General features: G+C 71.4%; 10 protein-coding genes. 4 read left to right on the forward strand and 6 right to left on the reverse strand.

What is annotated here, in order from left to right:
• Positions 1-57 precede the first annotated feature (57 nt).
• The gene (locus tag MYSTI_RS13660; protein ID WP_015348346.1) at positions 58-783 is read right to left on the reverse strand and encodes a hypothetical protein; all 726 of its coding nucleotides are present in this window, start codon (positions 781-783) and stop codon (positions 58-60) included.
• Between the two features lie 261 nt (positions 784-1,044).
• Here MYSTI_RS13660 and MYSTI_RS13665 point away from each other — a divergent pair, with 261 nt between their 5' ends.
• The 3 genes from MYSTI_RS13665 to MYSTI_RS13675 all read left to right on the forward strand — a co-directional run bounded on the left by MYSTI_RS13665 (position 1,045) and on the right by MYSTI_RS13675 (position 4,236).
• Positions 1,045-1,854: a hypothetical protein gene (locus tag MYSTI_RS13665; RefSeq protein WP_015348347.1), complete on the forward strand. Its 810-nt coding sequence runs from the start codon at positions 1,045-1,047 to the stop codon at positions 1,852-1,854.
• Positions 1,855-1,899: 45 nt separating this feature from the next.
• On the forward strand, positions 1,900-3,228 hold the full coding sequence (locus tag MYSTI_RS13670) for a M18 family aminopeptidase (RefSeq protein ID WP_015348348.1): 1,329 nt from the start codon (positions 1,900-1,902) through the stop codon (positions 3,226-3,228).
• Between the two features lie 87 nt (positions 3,229-3,315).
• Complete coding sequence (locus MYSTI_RS13675) at positions 3,316-4,236, forward strand: spermidine synthase (RefSeq protein WP_015348349.1); 921 nt, start codon at positions 3,316-3,318, stop codon at positions 4,234-4,236.
• A gap of 3 nt (positions 4,237-4,239) precedes the next feature.
• On the opposite strand, the gene mdoH is transcribed toward MYSTI_RS13675, so the two are convergent.
• The 4 genes from mdoH to MYSTI_RS13695 all read right to left on the reverse strand — a co-directional run bounded on the left by mdoH (position 4,240) and on the right by MYSTI_RS13695 (position 10,984).
• Complete coding sequence (gene mdoH, locus MYSTI_RS13680) at positions 4,240-6,264, reverse strand: glucans biosynthesis glucosyltransferase MdoH (RefSeq protein WP_015348350.1); 2,025 nt, start codon at positions 6,262-6,264, stop codon at positions 4,240-4,242.
• A gap of 23 nt (positions 6,265-6,287) precedes the next feature.
• Positions 6,288-6,773 (reverse strand): hypothetical protein, encoded by a 486-nt coding sequence (locus MYSTI_RS13685; protein WP_233278263.1) that lies wholly within the window; start codon positions 6,771-6,773, stop codon positions 6,288-6,290.
• Positions 6,770-8,347: an OpgD/OpgG family glucan biosynthesis protein gene (locus tag MYSTI_RS13690; RefSeq protein ID WP_086009844.1), complete on the reverse strand. Its 1,578-nt coding sequence runs from the start codon at positions 8,345-8,347 to the stop codon at positions 6,770-6,772. The genes MYSTI_RS13685 and MYSTI_RS13690 overlap by 4 nt, the downstream gene beginning before the upstream one ends.
• A gap of 348 nt (positions 8,348-8,695) precedes the next feature.
• Positions 8,696-10,984 (reverse strand): PAS domain S-box protein, encoded by a 2,289-nt coding sequence (locus MYSTI_RS13695; RefSeq protein WP_015348353.1) that lies wholly within the window; start codon positions 10,982-10,984, stop codon positions 8,696-8,698.
• Between the two features lie 150 nt (positions 10,985-11,134).
• Here MYSTI_RS13695 and MYSTI_RS13700 point away from each other — a divergent pair, with 150 nt between their 5' ends.
• Positions 11,135-11,722: a DUF2378 family protein gene (locus tag MYSTI_RS13700; protein ID WP_015348354.1), complete on the forward strand. Its 588-nt coding sequence runs from the start codon at positions 11,135-11,137 to the stop codon at positions 11,720-11,722.
• Positions 11,723-11,731: 9 nt separating this feature from the next.
• Here MYSTI_RS13700 and MYSTI_RS13705 read toward each other — a convergent pair whose 3' ends face one another.
• Positions 11,732-12,739 (reverse strand): trypsin-like peptidase domain-containing protein, encoded by a 1,008-nt coding sequence (locus MYSTI_RS13705; RefSeq protein ID WP_015348355.1) that lies wholly within the window; start codon positions 12,737-12,739, stop codon positions 11,732-11,734.
• Positions 12,740-12,742: the final 3 nt, after the last annotated feature.

Raw genomic sequence — 12,742 nt, forward strand, 5'->3', positions numbered from 1 at the left:
GCGTTCCACTCGGGAACACGGCCCTTCACGAACGACGCGAGACAGCGGGGACCGCGCTCAGTACCGGCCGCCGCCCACCACGGAGACGAGGGCCGACAGGACGCGGCTCTCCACGCCCCACACCGCCTTGTTCATGCCCTTCACGCCCGCGCCCCGCAGGTAGTCCGTGAAGTCATGCAGCGCGGTGGAGCGCTGCACGCCCTCGCCCTTGGCCGCGTAGAGCAGGGGCGTGCCCGGCGCGCCCGTCAGGCCCAGGTCGGGGCAGGCCTCGGACAGCTTCTTGGGGTCCACGCCCGTCGCCGCGGACAGCATCGCGACGGTGAACTTGTGCACCGGAAGCTCCCGCGCGTTGGGGACCTTCTTCAGCACCTTCTCGACGTCCTTCGGGTCGGTGGCGAGCTGCTCCAGCGTCACCTTGGACATCGCGATGATCTGCTCGTTCGTCACCTTCTTGCCGTCCAGGATGGCGCGGCCCAGCAGCGACGCCGGGGTGTCTCCCTTGATGGTGACATCCGCCCCCGGCATGTTCTTCATCCGGTCCCAGACGGCCTGCACGGCCTTGCCCACCTCGGTGTCCGGCCCTCCGCGCCAGGCGCCCGGCAGCGGCTGCGTGGCCTGCGCCTGTCCCGGAGTGCCGACCTTGGCCTCGAACGAGCTGAGCTGGGTGTGACCCACCGCGTTGGCCTTCGCCGGCGCCGCGGTCTGCTTCGCTTCCGCTTGCGACTGGAGGGACGTGGACGGGTTCGACGTGACAACGCGAGGACGGTTGCGGATGGAATCCATGCCTGGGGGAGTCTCCGGGATTCGGCGAATCAAATGGTTATCGAGGCAGGCCTCGAAAGGTTGTCCCCTCACTGAAATATGACCGCAATCCCCGAAGCAGGATGTTTCACCGAGACAGGCTGACGCATGATGTCATGCGTCTGCCAGGGCCCAGGCGAGCAGGGAGGCCCGCGCATTTGCGCAGGACAAGCGGCGCGTGAAGCCGTATGCGAGGGCCTCTCCTCCTGGCTCGAGTCGAGCCGGGTGGTCCTGGACCCCGCCATGAAGAAGCTCTTCCCCTCCGAGTTCGCAGACCTCCTCACCCCCAAGGGCCGTCGCATCCTCGACGGGCGTGACAAGACGGTGTCCGGTGCCTTGTTGGACCCGGCCCGCCGCTTCGTCGCGCTCCAGGGCGTGGTGGATGCCGACCGGGCGGCCGCCTGCCGCGACGCGCTGGACAAGGCCCTGCGCGAGCTGGTGGTGCCCATGGAGGACCCCATCCCCCATGACTCCATCTCCGGGATGACGATGAACTACATGGAGCTGCTGCCCAAGACGGTGCGGGTGCGCACGGCGCTGCTGGAGAACCGGCGCTCGCGCTCGTGGCGCGCGGCGGAGGCGGTGGGGCTCACGGAGATGCTGCGCTCGGACACGTTCGCCGCGTTCGCCGCCGCCGTCAGCGGCCGGGTGCTGCGCCGGGGCTGGGGCATCCAGGTGCTCTGCTACGGGCCCGGGGACTACTCCGGTCCGCACAACGACCACCACCCCGAGGAGGCCGAGGCCCGCGACGGCTACGTGGACATGCACCTGAGCCTCACGATGCCGGGCGTGGACCACCAGTACCTCGTCTACGAGAAGGACGGGCACCTCTCGGAGATGACGCGTGTGAGCACGGTGGGGGGAGTCACCGTGTACCGCCTGCCCTTCTGGCACTACACGACGCCGCTGCTCGCGCGGCGCGGCGCGGAGGCCCACTCCCGCCGCTGGGTGCTCCTGGGGACGTTCCTGGACGCGGCGCCCCAGGCGAAGCCGTCCACCACCGTGACGCCTCCGGGACTGTCGGGAGCCCGTCTGCCCGCCCGGGGGGCGTGATTCGGACGTGGCGCGGGGCCCGGTCGGAGTTAGCTTCGGGCCGACATGAGCCCCACCGATACCGATGCCCTGGCCAATGACTTGCTCGCGTACATCGACGCCTCGCCCACGCCGTACCATGCGGTGCGCGAGACGGCGCGTCGCCTGGAGCAGGCCGGCTACCGCGCGCTGGATGAGCGCGAGTCCTGGTCGCTGGAGCCGGGCGCGCGGGTCTACGTCACCCGGGGCGACACCAGCATCGCGGCCTTCCAGCTCGGCACCTCGCCGGTGGACCGCGCGGGCTTCCGGCTGGTCGGCGCCCACACGGACTCGCCCAACCTGAGGCTCAAGCCCCACGCGGAGCTCACCCGGAACGGCTACCGGCAGCTCGGCGTGGAGGTGTACGGCGGCGTGCTGCTGCACACCTGGACGGACCGCGACTTGTCGCTCGCGGGCCGCGTCGTCGTGATGGAGGGAGGCAAGGGGGGCAAGGGCGGCGTGCCGCGCAGCCACCTGGTGGACTTCCGCAAGCCGCTGCTGCGGGTGCCCAACCTGGCCATCCACCTCAACCGCGCGGTGAACACGGACGGCCTGAAGCTCAACCCCCAGGACCACATGGTGCCCGTGCTGGGGCTGGAGCACGCGGACGCCACGGACCTCCGGGCGATGCTGGTGAACGAGCTGGCCCGTGGCGGCGTGAAGACGGAGGCCGCGAACATCCTGGGCTTCGACTTGTGCCTCTACGACTTGCAGCCGTCGACGCGCTCGGGGGCCCGCTCGGAGTTCCTCCACGCGCCTCGCCTGGACAACCTCGCGAGCTGCCACGCGGGCCTGTCCGCGCTGCTGTCCGCCCCGGACTCGCGCGAGGCCACCAGCGGCCTCATCCTGTTCGACCACGAGGAGGTGGGCAGCCGCAGCGCGCAGGGCGCCGCGTCTCCGTTCCTGCGGTCGCTGCTGGAGCGTATCACCCTGGCGCACTCGGACGGAAAGCCCGACGCGTTCCACCGCGCGATGGCCCAGTCCTTCCTGGTGAGCGCGGACATGGCGCACGCCGTCCATCCCAACTACCCGTCGCTGCACGAGCCGAAGCACCAGCCGCAGATGGGCGCGGGGCCCGTCATCAAGTCGAACGTGAACCAGTCCTACGCCACCGACGGCGAGTCGTGGGCGTACTTCGCCACGCTGTGCCGCTCGGCGGGCGTGACGCCGCAGCACTTCGTCACGCGCACGGACCTGGGCTGCGGCAGCACCATCGGCCCCATCTCCGCGGGGCAGCTCGGCATCCGCACCGTGGACGTGGGCAACCCGATGTTGTCCATGCACTCCATCCGCGAGATGGCGTGTGCGTCCGACGTGGCGGCCATGGTGGCCGTGCTCCGCCGGCTCTACGCGTAAGTCACCGTGAGCGCGGGCGACAGCGGCTCCTGGAGGTCGTGCCCTCGTGCGGGACGCCCTTGGTGGCACGAGGCTCCCTGGGCGCGGGTGCTCTCGCGTCAGGGCGCCTCGCTGGGCATTTCGCTCGACGGGGGCCGCCGCGCGCGCTCGCGGCGTTTCCTGGCGCGGGTGTTCCGGTGGCTGTCCCAGCCGCGCGCCGTGCTGTACGTGGGCAAGCCCGGGGCCTATCGCTGCATCGTCAGCGAGGACCGAGGGGGCCGGCGCTATCTCCAGTTCGGTCGGGACAGTGCGTTCCAGAGTGTGGTGCGGCCCGGCTACCCGACGCGGCTGGAGCTCGAGTACACGCAAGGAATGATTGCCGGCGTGGCCTTCGTGAACGAGCCCCAGCGCATCCTGATGGTGGGCGTGGGCGGAGGCGCGCTTCCCATGTTCCTGCGCACCGCGTTCCCCTCGGCGCACATCGACGCGGTGGACTGCGACGCGGAGGTGCTCGATGTCGCCCGGCGCTACCTGGGCTTCCGCGAGGACCCGCGGCTCCACGCGCACCTGGAGGATGGCCGGCGCTTCATCGAGACCCCCGGGCCCGCCTACGACGTCATCCTCCTGGATGCCTTCGGGCCCCGAGGCGCTCCCCGCGCGCTGTCGACGTGGGAGTTCCTCCGGGCCGTCCGCGCGAGGCTGGTCCCCGGAGGCGTCGCGGTGAGCAACGTGCACCGCGCTCCCAATCCGCTCTACCCGGAGATGTTCCAGACCTGGCGCGCCAGCTTCGAGCAGCTCCATGCCTTCGATGCGCGGACGACGGCCAACCGCATCGTCGTGGGCCTGGCGTCCACGGAGAAGGTGCCGCGGAGCGTGCTGAAGGCCCGGCTCTCCCGGCTGGCTCGCGCGGCGGGCTTCAACGCGCGCGCGCTGCTGTCCTGCAGGTTCGAGGACCGGGAGGTCCGCCGCACCGCGCTCGCGGGTCGCTCGCTCCCGCTGGAGACGGCGCTGAGGGACTCGACGCCCTGAGGGTCAGGACAGGGTGCGCGTGAGGCGCTGCTCGCGCGCCTCGCTCAGCGTGTCGACGTCCAGCAGGGCCGCCACCTTCTCCTGCGCGGAGAGGGGCTCCGTCACGCCGCCCAGCAGCTTGCGGCGCGCGGACTCGAGCGCCGCGGGCACCGAGTCCCGGACGAGCTCGGGCTGGGACTCCAGCAGGGCCAGGTGCAGCGCGTGCGTCTTCGTGTCGGAGAGCACCCGCTCCACGGCGTCGTCCACGGACTCCACCGCGTGCTCCTCGCAGAGCGTCTGCGCGCGCTCCAGCACCTCGGGGGGCTCCGTCTCCTCGGGGAGGAGGAACAGGCCCCGGCGCGCCGCCCACGTCCCCAGCGAGGCGCGCGCGGTGAGCACCGTGAGGGGAATCGACAGCAGCAGCCCCCCGGCGACGGGCATCAGCCAGGCCACCAGGGATGAGGACACCAGGGCCGCGACGGCGATGACGCCCACGCCCACCGCGACGTGCGCCGCGTGACGGCGTGCCGCCTCGGACCACGGCAGGTCCGCGTCCTCGCGCTGCTGGCTGGACCAGTTCACCCGGTAGCCCAGGAGCGTCCCGAAGACGAAGTGCGACTGGAACAGCATCATCACCGGCGCGAGCAGCGACGCGAGGACACTCTCCGCGAGCACGCTCAGCACCAGCTTCACCCGGCCGCCCATCCGCGCCGACTCGTCCGAGCGGAACAGGGCCAGGAGCAGGCCCAGCACCTTGGGCGCGAACAGCATGGCCATGGACACGCCGAACAGCCGCAGCGCGGCGGGCGCGTCGAAGGCCAGGTGCGGCGCCTCCAGCGTGTGCGGGTCCAGGAGGAAGCGGTCATGCAGCGCCGCCGCCAGGCCGGAGAGCAGGAACAGCAGCCACAGCGGAGAGGCGACGTACGACATGACGCCCATCAGGAAGTGGGCGCGGCTGAGCGGATGCAGGCCGCCCGCCAGGACCAGGCTCAGGTGCTGGAGGTTGCCCTGGCACCAGCGCCGGTCTCGCTGCGCGTAGGCCAGGAGGTTGGGCGGGGGCTGCTCGTAGCTTCCGCCCAGCTCCGGCACCAGCCACACCGTGTAGCCCGCGCGCCGCATCAGCGCCGCCTCGACGAAGTCGTGGCTGAGGATGTGTCCGCCGAAGGGCTGCTTGCCGGGCAGCACCGGCAGGCCGCAGTGGTTGATGAACGCCTCCGTGCGGAGGATGGCGTTGTGGCCCCAGTAGTTGGACTCGCCCAGCTGCCACGCCGCCGCGCCCGCGGCGACGACGGGGCCGTACACCCGGCCCGCGAACTGCTGCAGTCGCGCGAACAGCGTCATGCGGCCCACGCACAAGGGCGGCGCCTGGAGGATGCCCGCGCGCGGGTTGAGCTCCATGAGCCGCGCCATCTTCACCAGCGTGCGGCCGTCCATCAGGCTGTCGGCGTCCAGCACCACCGTGAAGTCGTAGCGGCGGCCCCACCGCTCGCAGAAGTCGCCGAGGTTGCCCGCCTTCTTCCCGGTGTTGTCCGTGCGCCGCCGGTAGAAGATGCGCCCCTGGCCTCCCACGCGGCGGACCAGGTCCGCCCACGCCAGCTCCTCCGCCACCCACGCCTCCGCGCGCGTGGAGTCGCTCAGCACGTAGAAGTCGAAGGCGTCCAGGTGGCCCGTGGCCGCGACGGACTCGTACGTGGCCTGCAGGTTGGCGAAGACCGCCGTCGGGTCCTCGTTGTGGATGGGCATCACCACCGACGTGCGCGACGTCAGCGGACGGGCCTCTTCCTCCGCCGTGGGGTAGCGCAGGCCCGGGAGCCGAGGCCCCAGCACCAGCTGGAGGAAGCCCGCGATGGACGTCCAGAAGGACAGGGCAATCCAGCCGAAGCACAGCGTGAAGAGCACCATCAGCACCAGCTCCGGCGCGGACGTGCCCTGCGCGCTCAGCAGGCGGTGCATCTCCCTGGCCCCGAGGACGGTGGTGGCGGCCGCCAGGCCCAGGACGGCGGCGCGCCTGGGTCCGGTGCTGTCGGGCGAGAAGGAGTGGGCTTCCATCGCGAGGCTCGGCGTCCCCCGCCTCAGCGGGAGACGGAGACGCCCGGCGAGGCGCCACGCCAGACGCGGCGCAGCAGCTCACCGAACGGCCACAGCGACAGCCGCTGCTCGGGCATCACGCTGCTGAGCTGCGCGGGCGCGGGCACCGGCACCGCCATGCGCACCGCGCGCACGAAGTCCTCCGGCGCGGCCGTGCGCGTGAGCAGCTTCGCGCCTCGGCTGGCGCCGTCGCACAGCACGAAGGCCGCGCGGCCCCGGGCCAGGAGCCCCGGTCCGGTGTGCTCCGCGCCGAGCACGCTCGACAGCCACGCCTCCATGCGCGCGCGCGCCAGGGACACGCCCGCCTGCGGCGAGCCGCCATGGCCATCCAGCGCCCAGGCCGCCAGCGCGGACAGGTCCGGCTCGGAGGTGAAGCCGAAGCCGCGGAAGAAGGCGTCCAGCGCCGAGCGCGACGCGGGGAGGGCCCAAGAGGTGGTCGGGACGGAGAGGCAAGGGGACAGCGTCGTCACGGAATCCACAGGTAGCTCCAGGTCTCGGTGAGGGTCTCCGAGCCGCGCTTGAGGAACGCGCGCAGCTCGGTGGGGGCGGCGGGGGAGGCGGGGTGCAGCTCGAACGTGGCCCGCCACCCTCCGGTGGGCGTGTGTCGTGTCACGAGGGGACGCAGCACCTGGCCCGAGGAGGCGCTGACCACGGCCTCCACCGGCGCATCACCCTTTGCGTCCGACGCGGGTGACGGTGAGAAGTCGATGACGAAGCGCCGCATCGTGGGCGTGTCCTTCAGCTTCGCGCCCTTCCACGAGTCGCCCGCGTCCACGCGCGTGGCCACCACGGAAGCGCCCGTCTTCGGCCACGGCGAGCGCGAGCCCCAGTGCAGCTTGTAGGCGACGCGCAGCGGCTTGCCGGGGACGAGCGGCTCCTGGGGCACCCAGAAGGCGACGATGTTGTCGTTGGTCTCGTCGGGCGTCGGCAGCTCCACCAGCCGCACCACGCCCGGACCCCAGTCACCCACGGGCTCCACCCACGCGCTGGGACGGCGCTCGTAGTGCGCCTCCAGGTCCTCGTAGCTGCTGAAGGCTGTGTCGCGCTGGAGGACACCGAAGGCCCGGGGACTTTCCAGCGTGAAGCTGGAGACGTTGAGGTGCGCCGGGTTCTGCAGGGGCCGCCAGAGCTGCTCGCCGCCGCGCGTCCAGATGAAGAGGCCGTCCGAGTCGTGGATCTCCGGGCGGAAGTCGTCGTAGGCGCCGCGGTCGTTCTCCCCATACATGTACATGCTCGTCAGCGGCGCCACGCCCAATTGCTGCACGGGCTTGCGCGCGAACAGCGTGGCCTCCACCTCCATCACCGTGTTGTCCCCGGGGATGAGCGTGAAGCGGAACGCGCCGGTGACGCTGGGGCTGTCCATCAGCGCATGCACCACCACGCGGGTGGCGCCGGGCGCGGGCTTCTCCAGCCACATCTCCCGGAACGAGGGGAACTCCTCCGGGCGCGGCGTGGCGGTGTCGATGGCCAGGCCGCGCGCGGAGAGGCCGTACAGGTTGCCCTTGCCCAGCGCGCGGAAGTAGCTGGCGCCCAGGAACACCACCAGCTCGTCGAAGTACTCCTGGCTGTTGAGCGGGTGCATGAGGCGCATGCCCGCGAAGCCATCCGCCTGCTTGAGCGGACCGGGCTTCACCAGCGGCCCGTACGTGAAGAACTCAGGCGAGAAGCGCAGCGGCGCGGACTTGCCGCCGGACACCTCGTTCATGGCCACCGGGAACTGGAAGAAGAAGCCCGGGTGGAAGAACTGCGCCTGGAAGGGCAGCCCCTCCGCGCGCCACTGGGACTTCTCCGGGCGGAAGCGGATGTCGCGGTACGCGTCGTAGCTCAGGTGCTTGTACGTCTCGGGCAGCGTGGAGCGAGGCTCCTGGTACGCCGCCTGCGCTCGCGCCCTCGCACGCTCCACCACGGTGTCCGCGGTGAAGGGCTGGGCGCCACGCGCCACGGAGGCGGGGGAGGGAGAGGCCGCCGCGCAGGCCGTGCTGGCCGTGGCCACCAGCGCCACTCCCAGCCACCGCACGCACGCCGCGCGCACCTCACGTCGCATGTTCCTGTCCAACGTCACGCCAACAGCCTCCGAGCCGACGGGGGCACCGAACGGCCCCTGGCCTGCCCGGACACCACTGGATTCAGCCGCTCACGAGAGGTTCTCGGTGCGGCGCGTCAGTCAGAGAGCAACCCTCGTACCAGCCCGGGTCCTTCCCCTCCCGCCCTGGAAAATGTTCAGGAGTCCCGCAGGCTTGGCTGAGAGATTTAGTTTGAGCTCAATTAATATGCGGGCTTGCAAGGGCGTCGCGGGACGCCGCTTGGGCAGGGCCGTGGAAGCGCTGGGGAATTGAAGGACAGCCAAAGCGTGTGGCTGTTCGATTCTTCCACAGGTGGACACTGACCCGGATCAGACACGGGCCAATCGTTCTTGCACCAAGGACAGGAGCTCGCGGCCCGCGAAGGGCTTTTCGATGTGGGGACTGGTGACGGTTTCGAGGAAGGCGCGCGCCTGGGGTGTCACCGCACCGCCGGTGAGGAAGACGACGCGGCGGGCCTGGTCCGGATGGCGCTTGAGGAGGGTGGAGTAGAAGTCCATCCCGCTCATGCCCGGCATCATCAAGTCGCAGAAGACGACGTCGTAGTGCTCGCCGGCTTCGATGCGCTCCAGCGCGTCCTGCGCGCGCGTGGCGAGCGTGACGTCGTGGTGGGGGCGCAGCGTGCGGCCCAGCGCGGTGCAGACCAGGGGCTCGTCATCCACGACGAGCAGCCGGCCGCGCTTCTCGACGACGGGCGCCTCGACGACGAGCGGCTCCGGCTCCACGCGGGGGTGCTCGGAGGCGGGCAGCAGCACCTGGAACGTGGAGCCCTTGCCGGGGGCGCTGCGCACGCGAATCTCACCGCCCAGCGCCGTCACCAGGTTGTGGCAGATGGACAGGCCCAGGCCGGTGCCCACGCCGGGGGCCTTGGTGGTGAAGAACGGGTCGAAGAGGCGCGGCAGGTGCTCGGTGGCGATGCCCACGCCCGTGTCCGCCACCTCCACCATCACCCGGGACGCGTCGCCCAGGCGCGTGGTGACGCGAATCTCGTGACGCTCCGGCGCGCCCTCGGGGATGGCCTGCGCGGCGTTGACCAGCAGGTTGAGGAACACCTGGCCCAGGCGCGACTCGTTGGCGCGCACGGGCGGGACGTCCTCGAAGGACTTCACCACGCGGGCGCGGTGGCGGATTTCGGTGGTGGCCAGGTTGAGCGTGGAGTCGAGCACCTGGCGCACGTCGATGACGGAGTCCTCGAGCGCGTCCACGCGGCTGAAGGTCTTCAGGTCGCGGACGATGGTGCGCACGCGCTCGGCGCCTTGCTGGGCCTCGGCGAGCGCGGACTGCGCGTCCGCGAGCGAGCGCAAGAGCTCCGGGTCCACGCCCGGCTCGCCGGGGGCGGGCAGGTGGGAGAGCTCCTCGCGCGCGAAGGCCAGGTTGGCGGTGAGGTACGCCAGCGGGTTGTTGATTTCGTGCGCCACGCCCGCGGCGAGCGTGCCCACGGAGGCCATGCGCTCGGCGAGCCGCAGCCGCGCCTGCATCTGGTGGCGCTCGGTGAGGTCGTGCGCCACGGAGACGATGGAGTCCTCGCCGTCGAAGTGGAGCGGGAAGGTGGTGGACTCCACGTGGAGGATGCCGCCGTCGCGCCGCACCATGCGCCGGTCCTGGAGCGCGTTGCGGCCGGTGCGCAGCGCCTCGTGCATGCGAGCGTCCGCGGAGGCCAGGTCCTCCGGGGGAATCATGTCGGAGATGTGCTTGCCGACCAGCTCGCGCACGTCGGAGTAGCCCAGCGCGCGGGCCACCTTGAGGTTGGCGTAGCGCACGCGGGCGTCGCGGTCGAAGACGGCCACCAGGTCCGGCAGGCTCTGGATGAGGGTGCGGAAGCTCACCTCCGAGCGGCGCAGCTCCTCCTCGGCCTGCTTGAGCGGGGTGATGTCGGGGAAGAACGAGATGACGTGGGGCTCGTCGCCCAGCGGAACCAGGCCCATGAAGAGCAGCGTGTGGCGCACCTCGCCCGTGCGGGTGTGGTAGCGGGCATCCACCCCGCGCACGGCGCCGTGCTGCCGCAGCCGCTCCATCACCTGCGCGCGGTCGAAGGGGCGGTCCCACAGGTGGAGCTCCACCGTCGTCTTGCCCAGCATCTCCTCGCGCGTGTAGCCGAAGGCCCGGAAGTAGGCGTCATTGGCGGCGACGACCCGGCCCTCCACCAGCGTGGTGATGCAGGTGGGGACGGGGCTGACGGCCAGCAGCGTGTCTCGCAGCGCGTCGCCGAAGGGCACCCCCGCGCGCGACTCCCTGCGCAGCGAGCGGCGCTCCGCCATCCCCAGCCGCAGCGTCAGCTCCTCCGTGTCCATGGGCCAGGCGAGGATGTCGTCGGCGCCTTCCTCCAGCGCGAGCGTCGCGGTGTGCAGGGCGCCGCGCTGGGCCACCATCAGCACCACCGCCGCGTTGCCGCCCGGGAGGCTGCGCAGGGCCCGCACGAGCGGCACGCGCGAGCCCTCGTCCCTCGCGTCCAGCACCACCAAGGGGCAGGCCCCGGCGCGCCAGGCCGCGGGGACCTCCACGTCACGCGAGACGTGGACCACCGTGTCCCCCCGCTCTTCCAGCAGGGCTTCCAGTGGCGACAGGTCCGCCCCTCCCTGAGCGACTATCAGGACCCGCATCGGACTCCTCGCACGCAAATCACCATCGTTGCACGGGCCCCCTCGATGTAGAAGTGTGCCACGACGCTAGTTTTCCAGGGCAAGTAAAGCCTTGCGAAGGCTGGACTGGTAGGATGGGGCTGGACTGGCGATTCGTTTTGGGGGAGCGCCATGGAAAGGGTTGGCTCGAAGGACGGGATGCATGAGTCGTGGCGGGCTCCACCCCTGCCGGTGCAGGTATCCCGGCGCAACTTCGAGGGATTGTTTGTCCATGCGCTCAAGCCGACGGGAGCGTTTGCCCAATCCTTGCGAGACATTGGCTACGACGCGGAGGTCTTCCAGGAGTACTACCCGCTGACGGTGTGGCGCGCCGCGCTGGGTGTGGCCCGGCGCTTCGCCTGCGCGGGACAACCCCTGGAGGAGGCGAATCGCGCACTCGGTCTGCGCTACGTGGAGGGTTTCGCGCAGACGCTGGTGGGGCGCATCTTCGCCACCGCCGCGCCCCTGTTGGGGACGGAGCGGTGCCTGGCGCGGCTCCCCATGTACCTGCGGGCGGGGCGCGAGGACATGCGGATGGGGGTGGAGGCGGTGGGGCTGCGCGACTGGCGGGTGCGGGTGGTGGATGGAGATCCACTGCCGGACTTCGTGGCCGGCGTGGTGGAGGGCGTGCTGCGCCACACCCGGGTGGACACGCGGGTGGAGGTGCTGGAGCGGCAGCCCTCGGGGTACGTGCTCCGGGTGTGGTGGGGCGAGGCGTGAGTCCAGGCGTCAATTGAGGTAGCGCTTGGGGGGCGGCGTCACGGGCCGCGTGGCGCGCGCGGGCTCCGGCTGTACCTGGAGCCAGCGGCCGATGACGTCCAGCAGCCCGTCGAAGGTGTCGCGCAGCGCCCAGGCGCGGTCGTCGGAGTCGGGCAGGCCCTCACAGCGGCGCAGTCCATCGCGCAGCGCGAGTTGGGCGCCGGGGAAGGCCTCGCACGAGTCGATGAGCCGCTCGGCGGTCCGGGCATAGAGGCGGTAGCAGCCATCCACGTCGCCGCGGTTGTAGGCGGGCGCGCCCGTGTTGATGGCGTGGCCCAGCGTGGTGGCGATGGACTCCAGCGCGTCCGACGTGGCGCCTTCCAGGAGGCTCAGCGGATGCTGGGGCACCTGGCGCACGCGTCCGGCCCTGCGGCGCGGGGCCTCCAGGACGGAGAGGGGCGCGCGCGAGGAGGTGCGCAGCAGCGGGGCGACATAGCGGGTGGGGATGACCAGGCCCAGGGCGCGGCCGTTGGCCAGGGCCGCCGTCGCCACGCCCACCACCGCGCCGCGCATGTCCAGCACGGGACTTCCGGAGGCGTCGTCCGGGAGCGTCCGGGTCAGCTCCAGCAAGGTGAGCCAGTCGCCGAGCACCTGCACGGCCCGCACCTCCTGCGAGCGGATTTCCGGTGCGGGGCCGGCCATGGCTCGCAGGACGTAGACGGTGTCCCCCTCGCCCGGCAGCGAGACGGGCGACACGTCCAGCGGGGGCGCGGGCGGAGGCGAAGGGAGTCGGAGGACGGCCAGGTCCCTGCGGTCGTCCATGGCGGCGATGTGGTCCACCTGCGCGCGGGTGCCATCCGCCAGCACCGCGTGGATGTGTCTGGCACCCGCCACCACGTGGAGGCTGGTGACGAGGTGGCCCTGGTCCGTGGCGATGAAGCCCGAGGCGCAGCGGCCATCCACTTCCAGCAGCACCAGGGACGGTGAGGCCTGGACCAAGGCGTCACGGGGCGGAGACCTTTCGCTGCGCTCGGCCATGGA

This window comes from Myxococcus stipitatus DSM 14675 (assembly GCF_000331735.1).
Classification (GTDB): domain Bacteria; phylum Myxococcota; class Myxococcia; order Myxococcales; family Myxococcaceae; genus Myxococcus; species Myxococcus stipitatus.

Coding starts and splice junctions, on each gene's coding strand:
- MYSTI_RS13660 (WP_015348346.1), bottom strand. CDS start 783: ATGGATTCCATCCGCAACCGTCCTCGCGTTGTCACGTCGAACCCGTCC.
- MYSTI_RS13665 (WP_015348347.1), top strand. CDS start 1,045: ATGAAGAAGCTCTTCCCCTCCGAGTTCGCAGACCTCCTCACCCCCAAG.
- MYSTI_RS13670 (WP_015348348.1), top strand. CDS start 1,900: ATGAGCCCCACCGATACCGATGCCCTGGCCAATGACTTGCTCGCGTAC.
- mdoH (WP_015348350.1), bottom strand. CDS start 6,264: ATGGAAGCCCACTCCTTCTCGCCCGACAGCACCGGACCCAGGCGCGCC.
- MYSTI_RS13690 (WP_086009844.1), bottom strand. CDS start 8,347: ATGCGACGTGAGGTGCGCGCGGCGTGCGTGCGGTGGCTGGGAGTGGCG.
- MYSTI_RS13695 (WP_015348353.1), bottom strand. CDS start 10,984: ATGCGGGTCCTGATAGTCGCTCAGGGAGGGGCGGACCTGTCGCCACTG.
- MYSTI_RS13700 (WP_015348354.1), top strand. CDS start 11,135: ATGGAAAGGGTTGGCTCGAAGGACGGGATGCATGAGTCGTGGCGGGCT.
- MYSTI_RS13705 (WP_015348355.1), bottom strand. CDS start 12,739: ATGGCCGAGCGCAGCGAAAGGTCTCCGCCCCGTGACGCCTTGGTCCAG.